Source organism: Nonomuraea endophytica (assembly GCF_014203235.1).
GTDB classification, from domain to species: domain Bacteria; phylum Actinomycetota; class Actinomycetes; order Streptosporangiales; family Streptosporangiaceae; genus Nonomuraea; species Nonomuraea endophytica.
The window spans coordinates 159,257-176,710 of record NZ_JACHIN010000007.1 but is presented as its reverse complement, the minus strand read 5'-3'; the positions used below and the strand labels follow the sequence as shown (position 1 = coordinate 176,710).

Here is a 17,454-nt window from a genome sequence, read left to right as displayed (position 1 = left end):
CCACCTCAACCGGTCCACACCTCAACCGGTCCACACCTCAACCGGTCCACACCTCAACCGGTCCACACCTCAACCGGTCCACACCTCAACCGGTCCACACCTCAACCGGTCCTCCACTCAACCGGACCTCCACACCTCAACCGGTCCACACCTCAACCGGTCCACACCTCCAGCCGGTCCACACCCAACCGGCTCACATTCCCGGTCCACGCCCCAACCGGTCCACACCCCCAGTTGGCCCACACCCCAACCGGCACGGGTGGGCAGGAGCTGGCCGACCACCTAGCCGGGTAAGGGGTGGGGGGCCAAAAGCAGGGCGTCCGGAGCGGAGCGGAGGCCCGACAGGGGTCGAGCTTCAGCTCGACTGGAGAAACGCCTGAGCGCCAATCGCGCGAAGCGCGCCAAGAGCGATGACCTTGCCTTTAGGGGCGGAGAAGCCGATGAAGAAAGTCTTCGACAGCTCTCTCCGCACCCTCCAGCTCATTCCCCCGAGCCACCAGCAACACGCTTTCGTTGATCGCCGCCAGCAACATGTGCGCGTACACGTCCAACGCCTCCTTCGGCACCCTGCCGGTCGCCCGAAGCGCCGCCTTCAGCATGCCGAACGCGTGCCGTTCCTCCAGTGCCCGCCACCTCTCCCACCCCAGCACAGCAGGCGCGTCGATCAGCACGATGCGGCGGGTAGCCGGGTCACGAGCCATCCGCACCCAAGCCAAACACCCCGTCACAAGCGCCTCGGCAGGGTCGGCGATCCCCTTCACCGCCTCCATCAGCCGCACCCCCACCGACGTCTCCACCTGCTCAAGTACCGCCTCGAACAGGGCGTCCTTCCCCGAGTAGTGGTGGTACAGCGCCCCCCGGCTCAGCCCCGTCTCCTGCAGGACCGTTTCGATCGAGGTCCCCTCGTAGCCTTGTTCGGCGAACAGGCGTCGCGCGACCGTGAGGACCCGGTCGCGGGTGGCCGCGCCCCGCTCTGCCTTGAGGTTCATGAACCAACTCTAGACATACCGACCAACAGTCGGGTATTTTCCAGACCGACAGTCGGTTTGTTTGGAGGCGTTCATGCTCAACCACATCGACGAGGGCCAGGGCCCGGCCACGCTGTTCGTGCATGGCGTGGGTACGAGCTCCTACCTCTGGCGCAACGTCATCGCCGAGCTACGCGGCGAACGCCGCTGTATCGCACTCGATCTGCCCGTCCACGGCGGCAGCCCGGTCACGGACGACCTCACGCTGCCCGGCCTGGCGGAAACGCTGGCCGAGTTCTGCGACGACCTGAACCTCGACCAGGTCGACCTGGTCGCCAACGACACCGGCGGCGCGGTGGCGCAGATCTTCGCGGTGCGCCACCCGGACAGGCTCCGCTCCCTGACCCTCACCAACTGCGACGTCCACGACAACACCCCGCCGGAGGCCTTCCGCCCCACCGTCGAACTGGCCGAAAAAGGTGAACTCGCGCCTCTGGTAGAGGCGCTGATCCAAAATCCCCACCTGATAGGCCAGAGCGTGTACGGCGAGGGCTACGAGCGGATCGACGACCCGGAGGCCCTCGTGGAGGCGTACCTGCGGCCGATGTTCGCCAAGCCCGGCGGCGGGCGGGCCTTCGAACGCCTCCTGGCAGGAATCGACGCCAAGGAGATGGTGGCCATCGAGTCGCAACTGACGGTACTTGCCGTGCCAACGCTTGTGGTGTGGGGTACGGGTGACGTCTTCTTCGGCGTGGAATGGGCGCGCTGGCTGCGCGACACCATTCCGGGCGTGCGGGAGGTCGTCGAGATCGACGGTGGCCGGCTCTTCTTCCCCGACGAGCGGGCCGCCGAGCTCGTCCCTCATCTTCGGCGCTTCTGGGGGTAACGCGGATGCGGAAGCCGGTGGCCGCGACGGTGACGTCGTTGTTCTTCGTCCTCGGGCCCGGACTGGTCGCCGGGGTGGCGCCGTGGCTGATCACCGGCTGGCACTTCGGGCCGACATGGCCGCCGCTGCGGGTGCTCGGCGGCCTCATGGTGGTGGCGGGGGCGGTGGTGATCGTGCCGGCGTTCGTCCGCTTCGTGGTGGAGGGGCTGGGCACGCCGATGCCGGCGGCCGCGCCGAGCCGCCTCGTGGTGGGGGGTTTCTATCGCTACGTGCGCAATCCCATGTACGTGGCGGTCGAACTGGCCATCGTCGGCCAGGCTCTGCTGCTCGGACGGCTGAGCCTGCTCTGGTACGCGGCGCTCGTCGGCGCCGTCACGTGGTTGTTCGTGCGCTTCTACGAGGAGCCGACGCTGCGCCGTACCTTCGGACAGGAGTACGAGGACTACCGGCGGGCGGTGCCCGGCTGGATCCCTAGGCTCCGGCGGGGGTGACCTGGAAGACGGCGGCCTTCCACTCGCCGTCCTGGCGGACCAGGGCCGTCGTGGCGTGGTAGCGCACGGTCTGCTTCTCGGTGCCGTTCACGAGCACGTCGATCTCGACCAGGCTGGTGTGGACGAGGCTGTCGTCGGTCAGCCGGATGACGCGGTGGTCGGACTGATCGGTGCGGATGTAGGGGTTGCGGTTCTCGGCGAAGCCCTTGAGGATCGCCGCCCGGTCGGTCATGACGCCCCAGGGGGAGACGCTCACCGGTTCGGCGGTGAGGAAGCGGTCGAAGAAGGCGGCGTCGCCGTTCCTGTTGGCTTCCCACATGCGGTCGGACAGTTCAATGATCTCGTTCATCTTGGTCTCCTCTGGGTACACCGGTTTAACTGGTGTCAAGTGTTACACTGCACGTGTGGAGAGCGCAAGCGCGATGGTGCTGACCGGAGGCAACGGTCAGCGGTTCAGGTTCGACGCGGGCACGCTGTGCCTGGAGTTCCTGCTCAGCGGGGCGGTGAATCCCTGGGAACGGCTGCACGCCCCCGCCGACCTGGCCGAGTGGATCGCCGTGTCGAGGCTCGGCGTGGACGGGCCCGCGCGGGCGGACGCGGACGAGCTGGTCGCCGCCAAACGGCTGCGCGGCGCGATCCTGTCGCTCGCCATGGAGGCGGTGAAGGACGACGCCCCCGGCTTCAAGGTCGCCGGTGTGGCCGAGGTCAGGATCGACGCTGACCCGCCGGAGCCGCACACGGTCCTCAACGAGCTGGCCGCCGCGCCTCCGCCGGTGCCGGTCATGGGGGCCGACCGGGTCAGGGAGTGGGCGTATCCGGTGACCGGATCGCAGTTCCTGTCGGCGGCGGCCAGGGACGCGATCGAGTTGTTTTCCGGAGATCGTGTCGAACGCGTGCGCATGTGCGGCGGCGAGCGCTGCTACCTGCTGTTTCTCGACACCTCGCGACCCGGCGCGCGCCGCTGGTGCTCGATGGATCGCTGTGGAAACCGGCAAAAGCTCCGCACACGCCGTAAGATCATGAAATGAGTGATCTTGTCGGTGTTGTGGGGGCATTGCGCCGCTATCCGGTCAAGTCGATGCTCGGGGAAGACCTCGACACCGGCGAGATCACTGAGCGAGGGCTCTCCGGAGACCGGGTGCGCGCCGTCGTCGACGTTTCCACGGGCAAGGTCGCCAGTGCCAAGAACCCCCGGCTGTGGCGCGACCTGCTCACGCTCGACGGCGTCGCGCCTCCTGGCGACGCCGAGCTGTCCAAGCTTTTCGGCCGCGAGGTACGGCTCGCCGACACCCCGCCGCCGCAGGCCGAGCTGGAGCGCTCGATCCCCGAAGAGGTGCTGCGACAGGGCGTCGAGCAGGAGGTCGGACACACCATCACCTACCTGGCCGCCGCCGCGCCCGGGACGTTCTTCGACTTCGCCCCGCTCCACCTCATCACCACCTCGACCGTGCGGCGCATCGGCGAGCTGAGCGCCCGAGGCCACATGGAGGCGCTCCGCTACCGCCCCAACCTCGTGATCGACACGCCCGGCGACGGCTTCCCCGAGAACACGTGGGCCGGCGCCCGGCTGCGCCTCGGGTCGGCGGAGCTGGAGGTCATCGTGGCAAGCCCGCGCTGTGCCGTACCCACGCTCGCGCACGGCGAGCTGCCGCGCGACACCGACGCGCTGCGCACGGTGGCTCGCCACAACCGCGTCGAGGTCTTCGACATGGGCGAGCAACCGTGCGCGGGCGTCTACGCCCGGGTCCTGCGGCCCGGCGAAGTGCGCGTGGGCGACGAGGTACGGCTCACGCCGGCGGCCTGACCGTGGTGACGCTGACGTAGTCCACCAGCATCGGCCGGCCGGGAACGGTCGCCGCGTTGGGCGATCCGGGCAGCCCGCCGCCGACCGCCACGTTGAGTATCACGAAGAACGCCCGGGGCAGGCTCCTGTCCAAGGTGAAGTACGGCTTGCCGTCCAGCAGCCAGGTCGTGGCCTTCCCAGTCACCTCGACCGCGTAGGTGTGGAAGGAGCCGTGGCAGCCGGGGCACGGCTGTTCGGGCGTGACCAGGCCCTTCGGCTCCTGGCACGGGCCGCCCGGCATGGTGCCGCAGTGCATGGCGCCGGTGACCGACGGCCGGCCGTTCACCGCCTCCATGATGTCGATCTCGCCGACGGCGGGCCAGCCGGTCTCCCCGCCCAGCATCCAGAACGCCGGCCAGTATCCGGCGCCGTCGGCGGGAGTGACGTTGGGCAGCGCGAGGCGCGCCTCCACCCGCAGCGTGCCGCCGGGCGGGACGGCGAAGTCGGCGCGCTGGGTCCTGACCCGGCCGGAGGTCCACCGGCCGCCCTCCAGCCGCGGGGTGATGGCCAGGTGGCCCTTGCCGTCGAGGGCGACGTTGGCGGGGGAGTCGGTCATCGTCTCGATCTCGCCGGTGCCCCAGCGTTCTGGCGGCCCGGTCTCGTGCCGCCAGCGCCCGGTGTCGAGCGCGGCGCCGTCGAAGTCGTCGCGGAAGACCTCCCGCTGATCCGTGCCGCCACCGCACGCGGCGACGACACAGACCAGCAGGAGCGCGGTGAGGATTCTCATCGGAAACCTCCGAGGAGAACTGGTCCTTCAGGGCTCGAAGGTATCGGAGCTCCGCATGGCGTGAGCCGGGGACACGTAGTGTCCTCAACCCGCCACGATATGGGAACATGTGCTCGATAGTTGACCGCTCGTGCGATAGGATGTGCGGTGTGGCGCGCATCGTGAAGCGGGCTTACACGTACCGCTTTTACCCGACGTCCGGACAGGCCGACGAACTGGTTCGGACGTTCGGTTGTGTGCGTCTGGTCTACAACAAGGCTCTTGAAGAGCGGACCCGTGCCTATGCGGAGGGGCGTCGCGTCTCCTACGGGGAGTCGTCGGCCATGCTGACCGGGTGGAAATGCAGTGACGCGTTGGGTTTCCTGTCGGCGGTGTCGTCGGTTCCGCTGCAGCAGGCGCTGCGCCACTTGCAGGCGGCGTTCGCGAACTTCTTCGCCAAACGCGCTAAGTATCCGGTGTTCAAGAGCAGGAAGAAGGCGCGGGCACCGGCCGAGTACACCCGGTCGGCGTTCCGCTGGCGTGAGGGCCGGTTGACGCTGGCGAAGATGGACGCGCCGCTGGCGATTGTGTGGTCGCGTCCTTTGCCGGAGGGTGCGGAGCCGTCCACGGTGACGGTGAGCAGGGACGCGGCGGGACGCTGGTTTGTGTCGATCCTGGTCGAGAATGAGATCATCCCGCTGCCGCCGGTCGCGGCGAGTGTGGGGGTCGACGTCGGGATCGCGGCACTGGTCACTCTTTCCACCGGTGAGAAGATCGCCAATCCGGGTCATGGGCGGCGGGAGCGGCGCAGGCTGGCCGGGGCGCAGCGGGCGCTGGCCCGCAAGGCCAAGGGTTCGGCGAATCGGGGCAAGGCGCGGCTGCGGGTGGCCAGGGTGTATGCCCGAATAGCCGACCGGAGAAGGGATTATCTGCACAAGGTCACGACACGGCTGGTTCGCGAGAATCAAGCGGTCGCCGTGGAGGACCTGGCGGTGCGCAACCTGGTCAAGAACGGCAAACTGGCGAACGCCATCAGCGATGCCTCCTGGCGAGAACTGCGCTCGATGCTGGAGTACAAGGCGCAGGGGTATGGGCGCACGCTGGTGGTGGTGGATCGCTGGTTCCCCTCCTCCAAGCTTTGCTCGGCGTGCGGTACCCGGCAAGAGGCGATGCCACTGAGTGTCCGGGCGTGGGAGTGCGCCTGTGGCGTGGTCCATGACCGGGATGTGAACGCGGCCAAGAATGTGCTCGCCGCCGGGCTGGCGGAGAGCTGAAACGCCTGTGGAGCTGGTGTAAGACCTCAATGAGAATCCTCTCGGCGGGCAACCGGCGGTGAAGCGGGAAGGACTGCGGGCGACCGTGGGAATCCCCCCGTTACGCGGGGGGAACGATGTCAAAGCACCGTGGGGATCAGGTCGAGCCTCTCCAGTTGCTGCTCCAGGCGTGGAGCGAGCCGCTGGACGAGGGTGTTGGTCAGGTGGGAGTCGTCGCGGTAGAGCACGACGCCGTCGAGCGCCGCCGGGCAGGTGGGGCCGTTGCCGGGGCAGAGCAGGTCGCTGACGTCCAGCGTCCACAGGCCGGGCCGTTTGCCGGCCGCGAGGGGGTCCGGCGCCAGCCCGCGCGAGCGGGGGAAGGCGCAGGACGCGGCGGGCCGGCCGGACAGGCACGCGGGCACGTCGATGCCGGGGAGCGGCGTGTCACGCAGGTACACCAGCGGCGCCCCCAGCCGCGACAGCCGCTCCAGCGTGGGCCGCCAGCCCTTCAGCGTGGTCTTCTTGTCGGCGTAGGCCGACAGCGAGCCCAGCAGGATCAGCCGCGGCGGCCCCTCGCCCTCCAGCCTGGTCAGGGTGTTCTCGCGCCATTCGTCGCACTCGCGGTATTCCCTGCCAAGCCGCGGATCCACGACCTTCAGCGCGGGCAGCGGGCAGCCTGGCTTGGTCAGCACCTCCAGCGTCCAGCCGCGCCGCTCCGCCACCCGCCGCGCCATCGTGAACCACTGCCCGGCGTGCGAGTCGCCGAGAAGCACGACGCGGTCGTTGCCGGGCACCGCGCCCGCTCGCCCGGACCCGCTGGGCGTGAACAGGCACGGCGGGCTCGTGGTCGCGGTCAGCGCCACCTCGCACCCCTCGGAAGGCGGATAGTCGGTACGCGCCGCCGCCGCGTCCACGGTAGGAGCCGTCTCGACCACCGCCGCGGCCACCTCGGCACGCGGCACGCTCGCCCCGCCCAGCAACAGTGCGGCCGTCACCGGCACGGTCATCGCCGCCGTGCCCACCGCCAGCCCGCGCCGGGGCAGTTCGGCCACGACCTTGGAGAAGCGCACCGGCTGCTCCACCAGCCGCATCGTCAGCCAGGCGGGCAGCGCCGAGCCGATCACGAGCGCGAGCTTGACCGGCCACGGCTGCCCGTCGCCGAACAACACCACCACCGGCCAGTGCCACAGGTACCAGGCGAACGACAGCCGCCCCACCGCACCCGTCCAGCCGTGGCCCAGCAGCGCCGAGACCGGCGAGCGGAACAGGATCAGCGCCGCCGTCCCCAGCGTGGGAACCAGTGCCTGCAGCCCCGGATAACCGCTCTCGTCGAGTGTCAGCGACCAGGCCAGCGCCGCGGCGCCGGCCGTACCCAGGAGTGCGGCCAGGAGGCGGGGCGTGCGGGAGAGGTACGGCAGAGCCAGCGCGGACAGCGCCCCCACCCCGAACTGCCAGGCCCGCGTGGGCGAGGCCAGGTAGGCGGCGGGCCCCTCCCAGGACAGCGACAGCGCGAACGACCCCGCCGTGACCAGCACCGCGGCGGTGGCCACGGCCCGGCGCCCGGCCAGCCAGAACGCGGCCAGCAGCAGCGGCGCCCACACCAGGTAGAACTGTTCCTCGACCGCGAGCGACCAGAAGTGCAGCAGCGGGCTCGGGTCGCGGTCGGCGGCCAGGTAGTCGGTCTCCTGGGCGATGAAGCGCCAGTTGGCCACGTAGAGGGCGGCGGTGAAGACGTCGGCGGCCACGTCGGTGGCGCGCAGCGGCGGCAGCAGCAGCCAGGCCGCCAGCGCGCTCGCCACCAGGACCACTCCGGCGGCCGGAAGGATGCGGCGGGCCCGCCGGGCGTAGAAGTCGGCGAGGGAGAAGGTCCCCGCGGCCAGGTCGCGCACGATCAGGCCGGTGATGAGGAAGCCGGAGATGACGAAGAAGACGTCGACGCCGACGAACCCGCCGCCCAGACCGGGCACGGAGGCGTGGAAGGCCAGGACGAACAGGACGGCCACCGCGCGCAGGCCGTCGATGTCCTTACGGTGCCCGGTCACGGGATCACGGGGGGCAGTACGGCCCAGCCCGTGGCCAGCACGATGGCCAGGACCAGCAGGGTGGTGATGGCCAGGGTTTCCGGCCAGCGCTGACGGTGGTTCATCGGACGAACCTCCACAGGTCGCGGATCAGCGGCAGGGCGATGTAGGTGCTCGCGGCGGCGAACAGCGTCAGCGCCCAGTAGTGGTGCCAGCCATAGGTGGGGGCGCGCCAGGCGATGCCCGCCCAGACCGCGAGCGTGGTCCCGCTCAGCCAGGCGAGGGCAAGGCGGGTGATGGTGACCACCAGGCGCGAGCGCTTCGCTCCGCCGCCGCCGCTGGGCACCCAGGCCGACACCCGGTTGCGCAGGGCGTGGCCGATGGCGAACAGGTGGCAGTAGGAGTAGAGCGTCTGGGCGCGGATGACCTCGAAGCGGTAGCGGCCGACCGAGGTCGCGGGCAGCAGCACCAGCGCCACCCACAGCGGGCCGACGAACGGGATCATGTGCCAGGCGCGCACATCCTGCGGGTAGGCGTAGAGCATGATCAGGCCGGGCAGCGGGATGGCCGCGATGTTGAGCGCCGAGACGAAATAGGACAGGAAGCCGCTCCAGTAGGAAAGGCGCACTCGCCAGCCCATCGGCGTGCGGTGGAAGTCCCGGCTGAACAGCAGGCTCAGGCAGCCCATGGCCCAGCGGTACTGCTGCGCCACGTACGAGCCGACGTTGTCCGGCGACAGGCCCTTGGCCAGCAGGACCGGCACGTACTTGGTGCGCAGGCCGTGCTTCATGAGCGCGACGCTGGTGTAGATGTCCTCGCTGTGGTCGATCCTGGGGAAGCCGCCGATGCGGTCCAGGGCGGCGCGGCGGTAGACGACGTTGGTGCCCACGCAGATGGCGCCGCCGTCGGCGTCGCGGCTGGGCTGCAGCCACCGGTAGAACAGCTCCTGGGATGCGGCGGCGGTCCGCTGGATCCACGGCATGCCCTGGTCGGTGTCGAAGAACTGCGGCGACTGGGCGATGGCGATCTGCGGGTCCTCCAGGTAGGGGACCAGGTGGTGCAGGAAGTCGGGGCGCGGGACGAAGTCGGCGTCGAAGACCGCCACGACCTCGTTGCCGGTCAGGGACAGGCCGTGGTTGAGGTTCCCGGCCTTCTTCAGGTGGCCCCGGTCGGGGCGGACGGTGTGGGCGAAGCCGTACGAGCGGGCCAGGTCGGCCACCTCGGGACGGTCGGCGTCGTCCAGGACCGTGACGGTGAGTGGAGCGTTCCAGTCAAGGCGAGCCACGTGGGCGAAGGTGTTGTCCAGCACCTCCAGTGGTTCGTCCATGGTCGGCAGCAGCACGTCCACGCCGGGCGGCCGCTCCGGGCGCCAGCCCTTGGTCAGCAGCAGGTGCGACTCCCAGGTGGTGGTGCGCTGGCGCTGGCCGTCCACGTAGGAGAGCAGCCAGCCAGCCAGGTTGACCACGAGCGCCGCCAGGAAGGGCAGCAGGATCGGGTGGCGCAAGGAGAAGAGGAATAATGTTCCGGCGGTAAAGGTCAGACTCAAAGGTACGGCCAGCAGAACCCACCGGCGCTGCGGGCCAAAATAGAGTGAAATTTCGGTGTCCGTTGGTGGGATGGGAAGAAACTCGTGCTGTGGCCGGGCCGTGGGCGCGAGCAGAGTCGCGGACATGCCGAACACCCCCCGTTCATCAGGCATCTTGCCTTCTACTGTAAACAAACCTATCTAAACGGCGGTGAACGCCGCCTTAAGCGTCAGGGACGGATAGGCCGTCGAAGCAGGGAAAGTCGCGTGGTGTCCGAATTTACTGTGATGGACCTCACGGGAGATTGTCCATAATTAAAGTAGGTTTTGGCCTAGCGCCCGCTTGGGCGCCAGCCCTCCCGGCCCCAAACGCGGGCTGTGCGGAGACCGAAACAAGGGCGAAACACCACGGCGTGGAGATTCACGCACGCGAAACACTCCTGGTCGAGCCGCGAAACCCCGCAGGGCGACAGTTCCGGTCAGTCGCCAATGTGTAAGGAGGTCGCGTCGATGATCGATAGCGGCACTACCGCCTGGATGCTGCTGTGCACCGCTCTGGTGCTGCTGATGACTCCGGGCCTCGCGTTCTTCTACGGGGGCATGACCAGGGCCAAGAGCGTCCTCAACATGATGATGATGTCGTTCGTCAGCATCATCGTGGTGACCGTCGCCTGGGTGCTCTACGGCTACTCGCTCGCCTTCGACACCGCCGGAGACGGCACCGGGTTCATCAACAAGATCGTCGGCGGCCTCGACTACCTCGGGCTCAGTGGCGTCTACAACGCGGTCTACGAGAACCTCATCGTGGCGGGCGGCAACGTCACGCCCGAGGCGGCGGCGGCCGACAACTTCCCGCTGATGGTCTTCTCCGCCTTCCAGCTCACCTTCGCCATCATCACCGTCGCGCTGATCAGCGGGGCCATCGCCGACCGGGCCAAGTTCGGCGCCTGGGTGCTCTTCTCCCTGGTGTGGGCCACGGTCGTGTACTTCCCCGTGGCGCACTGGGTGTGGGGCGGCGGCTGGCTGGGTCAGCTGGGCATCGAGGACTTCGCGGGCGGCACCGTGGTCCACATCAACGCGGGCGCCGCGGCCCTCGCGCTGGCGCTGGTGCTGGGCAAGCGCTCCGGCTGGCGTAAGGAGCCGATGAGGCCGCACAATCTGACGCTGGTCCTGCTCGGCACCGGCCTGCTGTGGTTCGGCTGGTTCGGGTTCAACGCCGGCTCGGAACTGGCCCCCGACCAGACCGCCGGCCTCGCCTTCATGAACACGCAGGTCGCCACCGCCGTCGCGGCGGGCGCCTGGCTCATCGTGGAGAAGCTGCGCGACGGCCACGCCACCACGCTGGGCGCCGCGTCCGGCGCGGTCGCCGGCCTGGTCGCCATCACCCCGGCCTGCGGGTTCGTGGACCCCTGGGCGGCCGTGGTCATCGGCCTGCTGGCCGGTGTCGGCTGCTGCTACGCGGTCGGCCTGAAGTACAAGGCGGGCTTCGACGACTCGCTCGACGTGGTCGGCGTGCACCTGGTCGGCGGCGTGATCGGCGCGGTCGCGCTGGGCTTCGTGGCCGCCTACCCGTTCCTGCCCGGCCAGAACAAGGGCATCCTGATCGAGGGCGGGCAACTCAGCCAGCTCGGGTTGCAGGTGCTCGGCCCGGTCGTGGTGGGTCTCTACTCGTTCGTGCTCTCATGGGTGATCGGAAAGATCATCGACAAGACCATGGGCTTCCGGATCTCCCAGGAGGCCGAGGTCGCCGGCGTCGACGTCACCACGCACGCCGAGACCGGCTACGACCTCGGCAGCGTGCACGCCTCCGGCGTGGTCTCCCCCAACGGCCCGGTCCCTGCCACGAAGAAGGTGGACGCATGAGGCTCATCACCGCCGTCATCAAGCCGTTCAAGCTCGACGACGTGAAGGCCGCGCTGGAGCAGTTCGGCATCAAGGGCATGACGGTCAGCGAGGCCAGCGGGTACGGCAGGCAGCGCGGCCACACCGAGGTCTACCGAGGCGCCGAGTACCAGGTGGACCTGGTCCCCAAGGTCCGCGTGGAGGTCCTGGCCGAGGAGGACGACGCCGAGGACGTGATCGACGTCATCGTCAAGGCCGCCCAGACCGGCAAGATCGGCGACGGCAAGGTCTGGTCCGTCCCGGTGGACACGGTCATCCGGGTACGCACGGGAGAGCGGGGCCCCGAGGCGCTGTGAGCTCGCCCGGAAACCATGGAGGTGTCGTGAGAGGAGAGGCGCGCTCCTTCGCCGCGGCCCGCGGTTCGCGGGCCGCCGACACCGACCGCTGGCTCAAGGATCTCTTCCGTACGGCCGGCGACGGCGCGGGCACGGCGCTGATGGCGGTCGGCAGCCTGGGGCGGCGCGAGCTCGCCCCGGGCAGCGACCTGGACCTGGTCCTGCTGCACGAGGGCCGCGACGACATCGCCTCGATCGCCGACCGCGTCTGGTATCCGGTGTGGGACTCGGGCGTCGGGCTCGACCACTCGGTGCGTACCGTCGACGAGGCCGTGCGCGTCGCCCGCGACGACCTGAAGGCCGTGCTCGGGCTGATCCAGGCCAGGCACGTGGCGGGCGACCCCGAGCTGACCAAGAAGGCCAGGGAGGCGGTGCTGGCCGAGTGGCGCGCCGACTCGCGCCGCCGCCTGGCCGAACTGCGCGTGGCGGCCGACCGGCGGGCCGAGAGCAGCGGCGAGGTCGCCTTCCTGCTCGAACCCGATCTGAAGGACGGCCGCGGCGGGCTGCGCGACCTGCAGGCGATGCAGGCGGTCGCGGCGGCCTGGGTCGCCTCGGCGCCGGGGCCGAGGGCGCGCGAGGCCTACGAGTTCATCCTGGACGTGCGCCACGCGCTGCACGTCGTCACCGGGCGCGGCGCCGACCGCCTGGTCCTGCAGGAGCAGGACGCCGTGGCGGGGCTGCTGGGCCTGCTGGACGCGGAGGCGCTGATGCGCCGGCTCGCGGAGGCCGGCCGCACGATCGCGCACGCCTTCGACGTGACCTGGCGGGCGGTCGACCGGCTGGTGTCGGGGCCGAGCCCGCGAGGACGCCGCCCGCTGGCCGACGGCGTGGTCGAGCACGGCGGCGAGGTCGTGCTGGCGCGCGGCGCCGATCCGCGCAAGGACCCGGTACTGGTGCTGCGCGTGGCCGCGGCCGCGGCCGGGTCGGGGCTGCCGCTGGCGCCCGCGACGGTCACCGTGCTGGCGGCGCAGTCGGCGCCGATGCCGGTCCCGTGGCCCGAGGAGGCGCGGGACGCGCTGGTCTCGGTGCTCGGCGCCGGACGGGCCGCGGTGCCGGTGTGGGAGGAGCTCGACCAGGCGGGCATCCTGGTCAAGCTGCTGCCCGACTGGGAACGTGTGCGGCACCGCCCGCAGCGCAACCCCATCCACCGCTTCACCGTCGACCGCCACCTGGTCGAGACCGCGGCCAACGCCGCCGCGCACACCCGCGAGGTCTCCCGCCCCGACCTCCTGCTGATCTCCGCGCTGCTGCACGACATCGGCAAGGGCTGGCCCGGCGACCACTCCGCCACCGGCGAGGTCGTGGTCCGCGACATCGGCGCCCGGATCGGGCTGCCCGCGCGCGACGTGGAGATCCTCGCCACCGTCGTACGCCACCACCTGCTGCTGCCCGAGACCGCCACCCGCCGCGACCTGGACGACCCGGTCACGATCGAGAAGGTCGCCGGGACCGTGGGCTCGCGCGAGGTGCTCGACCTGCTGGCCGCGCTGGCCAGCGCCGACGGCCACGCCACCGGGCCCGCCGCCTGGAACTCCTGGAAGGCCGGGCTGGTCGCCGACCTGGTGCGCAGGGTGCGTTCGGCGCTGTCCGGCTCGCCGCCGCCCAAGCCGCCGAGCCTGTCGGAGGCGCAGGTCGCGCTGGCCCGGCACGGTGGCGGGGCCGTACGCGTGCACGGGGGAGCGGTCACCGTCGTCGCCCCCGACCGCCCCGGGCTGCTGTGGAGCGCCGCGGGCGTGCTCGCCGCGCACCGGCTCGTGGTGCGTTCGGCCTCCTCAGCGGCCGCGGGCGCCACGGCCGTGATCGAGTTCGCGGTCATCCCCGAGTACGGCTCGCCGCCGGACCCCGCGACACTCGAAGCCGATCTCCGTCTCGTCCTTGCTGGGCGACTTGACATTGAGCAACGTCTGGCCCGCCGTACACGGTCGGTGAGACCCGCCCGCGTACCTGTCGCTCCACCCCGCGTGACGTTGGTGGACGACGCCTCCGCGACCGCCACCGTGGTGGAAGTCAGAGCCCATGACAGGCCGGGGCTTCTGTGGCGTATTGGCAGGGCTTTCGGGGAATGTGGGCTTGACGTACGCGCCGCCCGAGTGGAGACTCTCGGCGCGGAGGCGGTGGACGTCTTCTATGTGGTAGACCGTGCCGGGCGCCCCCTCAGCGACGGTGCGCAGAGGACGCAAGTCCGCGATCTCGTGCTTGCAGCACTGCGGTAACCAACAACACACATTCTGCGGTCACATTTGTAACGATTGTGTCCGTTTTGCCTGGTACGTGAGGTGCTGCGGATACTTTGTGGACGGCTTTACGACCCGTTGAAGACGGGATGATTGAGGGGTAACGAAAGCAGTGACTACGGGGAGTTCCGAGAGCGGCCTCGCCGCGAGGCGGGACCGCGCGAGGCGGTCGCTGCCCAAGTTCAGCCTGCGCAACTGGCGCGTGAGATGGCGTCTGACGGCCCTCATCCTCGTCCCCACGGTGGCCGGCGTGGTTCTCGCGGGCGCCCGGGTCGTCACCTCCGTCGAAAGCGTCAACGTCTACGACCGCGCCGCCGCGGCAGCCGAGCAGAGCGGGCGCATCCGCGATCTCGTGCAGACTGTCGGTCTGGAGCGTGACACGGCGACATGGATGTACACGGCCGGAGCCGCGGGCCGAGAGCTCAAGGGCGCCTTCACCGCCCGTCAGAAAGAGGTCAACGACCAGGTCAAGGCGCTGCAGGACGACCTGACAGCCATGGCCGACTTCGGTCCCCGCGTCGAGCACGCCGTCATGATGGTGCGGACCTCGCTCAACCTGACCAAGATCCGCGCGGACAAGGTCCCGACCGCCTACCGCGGCCTCACCGACTCCCTGCTGAGCCTGCACGACGAGCTGAGCCTGCTGACGCAGGACGCCGCGACGATCGGCTACCACCGCGGCCTCAGCGCGCTCGCGCGGGCCAAGGAGGAGATCTCCCAGCAGCGCTACCAGCTGCTCATCGGCTACTACCGCTACCGCTCGGTCGACGCGCAGGAAGCCCAGCGCTTCATCGCCTCGCACTCCCGCCAGCTTGAGGCCCAGGCCGACTTCGGCGCCGAGGCCGGCGTCGAGTTCGGCATGAAGCTGCGCAACGCGCTTCCGCCCACCGAGTACTACGGCACCGAGCTGACCAAGGCCCGCGCGATCGTGCTCGCGGGCAACAAGGAAGCCGGAGCGGTCTTCAGCAACCACCTCATCGAGGACCCCAACGTCTGGTTCGACGACAACAGCAAGGTCATCGACGCCATCGGCGGCGTGGAGAACGAGGTCGCCCAGCGGCTCGCGGCCCGCGTGCTGGAGCTGAAGAACGCCGAGGTGCGCAGCGCCGTCGTCGCCGGCGTCGCCATCCTGCTGCTGCTCGTGGCCGTGCTGCTGTTTACCGTCGTCATCGCCCGCTCGATGGTCTCGCCGCTGCGGCGGCTGCGCACCGAGGCGCTCGACATCGCCGGCTTCCGCCTGCCCGACGTGGTGCGCAAGCTGCGTATCACCGGTGACACCTCGGCGGGCGCCGTGCGGCCCATCGACATCGAGGGCCAGGACGAGATCGGCGAGGTCGCCAAGGCCTTCGACGAGGTCCACCGTCAGGCCGTACGGCTGGCCGGCGAGGAGGCCGAGCTCCGCAGCAACATCAGCGCGATGTTCGTCAACCTCTCACGCCGCACCCAGACGCTGGTCGAGCGGCAGATCTCGCTGATCGACGGCCTGGAGAAGGGCGAGCAGGACGGCGGCCGCCTGGCCGACCTGTTCAAGCTCGACCACCTGGCCACCCGCATGCGCCGCAACTCCGAGAACCTGCTGGTCCTCGCCGGCCACGAGCCCACCCGCCGGCGCAGCCAGCCGGCCAAGCTCGTCGACGTCGTGCGCGCCGCGCTGTCGGAGGTCGAGGACTACGAGCGGGTCCAGGTCAAGGTGCACCGTTCCACCTCCGTGGTGGGCAGCGCCGCCAACGACCTCGTCCACCTCGTCGCCGAGCTGGTCGAGAACGCGATCCAGTTCTCGCCCAAGAACAGCCAGGTGATCGTCTCCAGCAGCGTCATCGAGGGCGGCGGCGCGCTGCTGTCGGTGAGCGACGCCGGCATCAGCATGACCGAGGACGAGATGGCCGAGGCCAACCGGCGCCTGGCCGAGCCGCCGGTCGTGGACGTGTCGGTCTCGCGGCGCATGGGCCTGTTCGTGGTCGGCCGGCTGGCGCTGCGCCACGGCATCCGCGTGCAGCTGCGCAAGGGCGAGGGCGCCGGCCTGATCGCCATGGTGCTGCTGCCGCCCACGCTGATCCCCGACGGCTCGCAGCCGCAGCCCAACGCCCAGCGGCCCGCCTTCGGCGGCGGCACCGTGGCCTCGCCCGCGCCCGCCTTCGGCGCGCCCGCGCAGAGCTTCAACTCCTTCGGCAGCTACGAGTCGCAGGACCTCACGGCCTCGCGCGGACGGCTGACCGGCTTCACCGCCGACACCGACGGCGGCGCCTTCCGGCAGGACAGCGGGACCTTCCCGTCGTTCCCGAGCGGCCCGCAGCAGCCCCAGCCGCCGCAGCGCCGCCAGGAGCACCCGTCGTTCCCGAGCATGGAGCAGCCCGCCTATCCCAGCGCGGAGCACGCCTTCCCGAGCGTCGAGCAGCCCGCGTATCCGAGCACCGAGCAGCCCTCCTACCCGAGCACCGAGCAGCCCGCGTACCCCAGCGTCGAGCAGCCGTCCTACCCCAGCGCGGACTCCGGCCCGCTGCCCACCCGCGGCCCCGCCGACCAGCCCGTCCAGGCCAGGGAGAACACGGGAGCCTTCCCCGTGCCCCAGCCCACCGCCGAGGTACGGCCCGCCTACCCGCCCGCCACCGGAGCCTTCCAGTCGCAGACGCCGGTGCCGCCACCGCCCGGCGGCGGCGGATATCCGACGCCCCCCGCCAGCCGGCCGCCGACGCGGCAGCAGTTCGAGCCGGTCCGCGAGCACTGGCGCAGGGACGTGCCGTCGGTGGACGTCTCCCCGATGGAGCCCGAGCAGGAGGAGTTCCTGCCGATCTTCGCCTCCGTCGAGTCGGCCTGGTTCCGCAGGCCGCCGGGAGAGCAGGCGCCAGGAGCTCAGGCGCCCGGTACTCAGGCGCCCGGTACTCAGGCGCCTGGGGCTCAAGGGCCGGGCGAGCGGGTGACGGGCGAGCACCGGGTGCCGGATGCGCCGGAGTTGCCCAGGAGGGATGAGGCCGCACCCCCGCAGGCCGTACCCTCTGGGGAGGAAACGTGGCGAACCCCCGCTGACGCCGGATGGCGTGCGGCGGCGGCCGCCAGCGACCCCAGTCTCGGCGGACTCACCTCCGCCGGTCTGCCCAAGCGCACGCCCAAGGCCAACCTGGTGCCGGGTACGGCGGGCCAGCAGTCCCAGCCGCTGTCCCCGATGCCGCCGGTGTCCGCGGATCGGATCCGCAGCCGGATGGCCAGCTACCAGCAGGGTGTGCGCCGCGGTCGTGCGGAAGTACGTGAACAGGAGGAACAAGAGTGAGCGAGCGTCCTGCCGCTAGGGAGGT

General features: G+C 70.3%; 13 protein-coding genes and 1 pseudogene. 9 read left to right on the top strand and 5 right to left on the bottom strand.

The window, feature by feature from the left end; translation table 11 throughout:
* Positions 1-422: 422 nt before the first annotated feature.
* Positions 423-989, bottom strand: coding sequence for a TetR/AcrR family transcriptional regulator (locus HNR40_RS25910; protein ID WP_184965654.1), 567 nt, complete (start codon positions 987-989; stop codon positions 423-425).
* Positions 990-1,062: 73 nt separating this feature from the next.
* Here HNR40_RS25910 and HNR40_RS25905 point away from each other — a divergent pair, with 73 nt between their 5' ends.
* Positions 1,063-1,854: an alpha/beta fold hydrolase gene (locus tag HNR40_RS25905; RefSeq protein WP_184965652.1), complete on the top strand. Its 792-nt coding sequence runs from the start codon at positions 1,063-1,065 to the stop codon at positions 1,852-1,854.
* Positions 1,855-1,859: 5 nt separating this feature from the next.
* A complete protein-coding gene (locus HNR40_RS25900; protein ID WP_184965651.1) occupies positions 1,860-2,345 on the top strand; it encodes a methyltransferase family protein in 486 nt (161 codons plus the stop codon).
* Here HNR40_RS25900 and HNR40_RS25895 read toward each other — a convergent pair.
* Positions 2,326-2,694 (bottom strand): nuclear transport factor 2 family protein, encoded by a 369-nt coding sequence (locus tag HNR40_RS25895; protein ID WP_184965649.1) that lies wholly within the window; start codon positions 2,692-2,694, stop codon positions 2,326-2,328. The genes HNR40_RS25900 and HNR40_RS25895 overlap by 20 nt on opposite strands.
* 55 nt (positions 2,695-2,749) lie before the next feature.
* Here HNR40_RS25895 and HNR40_RS25890 point away from each other — a divergent pair, with 55 nt between their 5' ends.
* The gene (locus HNR40_RS25890; protein ID WP_312896510.1) at positions 2,750-3,373 is read left to right on the top strand and encodes a CGNR zinc finger domain-containing protein; all 624 of its coding nucleotides are present in this window, start codon (positions 2,750-2,752) and stop codon (positions 3,371-3,373) included.
* Positions 3,370-4,149 (top strand): MOSC domain-containing protein, encoded by a 780-nt coding sequence (locus tag HNR40_RS25885; RefSeq protein ID WP_184965647.1) that lies wholly within the window; start codon positions 3,370-3,372, stop codon positions 4,147-4,149. The genes HNR40_RS25890 and HNR40_RS25885 overlap by 4 nt, the downstream gene beginning before the upstream one ends.
* Here HNR40_RS25885 and HNR40_RS25880 read toward each other — a convergent pair.
* On the bottom strand, positions 4,133-4,915 hold the full coding sequence (locus tag HNR40_RS25880; RefSeq protein ID WP_184965645.1) for a family 16 glycosylhydrolase: 783 nt from the start codon (positions 4,913-4,915) through the stop codon (positions 4,133-4,135). The two genes, HNR40_RS25885 and HNR40_RS25880, sit on opposite strands and share 17 nt — an antisense overlap.
* A gap of 149 nt (positions 4,916-5,064) precedes the next feature.
* Between HNR40_RS25880 and HNR40_RS25875 the strand changes: the two are divergent.
* A pseudogene (locus HNR40_RS25875) lies at positions 5,065-6,253 on the top strand (RNA-guided endonuclease InsQ/TnpB family protein); the annotation flags it as partial.
* A 34-nt stretch (positions 6,254-6,287) separates the two neighbouring features.
* Here HNR40_RS25875 and HNR40_RS56500 read toward each other — a convergent pair.
* Positions 6,288-8,189: an acyltransferase family protein gene (locus HNR40_RS56500; RefSeq protein WP_184965641.1), complete on the bottom strand. Its 1,902-nt coding sequence runs from the start codon at positions 8,187-8,189 to the stop codon at positions 6,288-6,290.
* A 100-nt stretch (positions 8,190-8,289) separates the two neighbouring features.
* Positions 8,290-9,672 carry a glycosyltransferase family 2 protein gene (locus tag HNR40_RS25865; RefSeq protein WP_246509486.1) on the bottom strand — a complete coding sequence of 461 codons (1,383 nt, stop codon included), beginning with the start codon at positions 9,670-9,672 and terminating at the stop codon, positions 8,290-8,292.
* 531 nt (positions 9,673-10,203) lie between these two features.
* Here HNR40_RS25865 and HNR40_RS25860 point away from each other — a divergent pair.
* From HNR40_RS25860 to HNR40_RS56495, 4 genes are all read left to right on the top strand, one after another.
* Positions 10,204-11,556, top strand: coding sequence for an ammonium transporter (locus HNR40_RS25860; protein WP_221340826.1), 1,353 nt, complete (start codon positions 10,204-10,206; stop codon positions 11,554-11,556).
* Positions 11,553-11,891 (top strand): P-II family nitrogen regulator, encoded by a 339-nt coding sequence (locus HNR40_RS25855; protein ID WP_157250041.1) that lies wholly within the window; start codon positions 11,553-11,555, stop codon positions 11,889-11,891. Before HNR40_RS25860 ends, HNR40_RS25855 begins: the two co-directional genes overlap by 4 nt.
* 26 nt (positions 11,892-11,917) lie before the next feature.
* Positions 11,918-14,143, top strand: coding sequence for a [protein-PII] uridylyltransferase (locus tag HNR40_RS25850; protein ID WP_184965635.1), 2,226 nt, complete (start codon positions 11,918-11,920; stop codon positions 14,141-14,143).
* A gap of 223 nt (positions 14,144-14,366) precedes the next feature.
* A complete protein-coding gene (locus HNR40_RS56495) occupies positions 14,367-17,429 on the top strand; it encodes a sensor histidine kinase (protein ID WP_184965633.1) in 3,063 nt (1,020 codons plus the stop codon).
* Positions 17,430-17,454: the final 25 nt, after the last annotated feature.

Excerpts from the sequence above, each read along its gene's own strand:
- HNR40_RS25900 (WP_184965651.1), top strand. The coding sequence starts at position 1,860 with ATGCGGAAGCCGGTGGCCGCGACGGTGACGTCGTTGTTCTTCGTCCTC.
- HNR40_RS25905 (WP_184965652.1), top strand. The coding sequence starts at position 1,063 with ATGCTCAACCACATCGACGAGGGCCAGGGCCCGGCCACGCTGTTCGTG.
- HNR40_RS25880 (WP_184965645.1), bottom strand. The coding sequence starts at position 4,915 with ATGAGAATCCTCACCGCGCTCCTGCTGGTCTGTGTCGTCGCCGCGTGC.
- HNR40_RS25895 (WP_184965649.1), bottom strand. The coding sequence starts at position 2,694 with ATGAACGAGATCATTGAACTGTCCGACCGCATGTGGGAAGCCAACAGG.
- HNR40_RS25885 (WP_184965647.1), top strand. The coding sequence starts at position 3,370 with ATGAGTGATCTTGTCGGTGTTGTGGGGGCATTGCGCCGCTATCCGGTC.
- HNR40_RS25860 (WP_221340826.1), top strand. The coding sequence starts at position 10,204 with ATGATCGATAGCGGCACTACCGCCTGGATGCTGCTGTGCACCGCTCTG.
- HNR40_RS25910 (WP_184965654.1), bottom strand. The coding sequence starts at position 989 with ATGAACCTCAAGGCAGAGCGGGGCGCGGCCACCCGCGACCGGGTCCTC.
- HNR40_RS25855 (WP_157250041.1), top strand. The coding sequence starts at position 11,553 with ATGAGGCTCATCACCGCCGTCATCAAGCCGTTCAAGCTCGACGACGTG.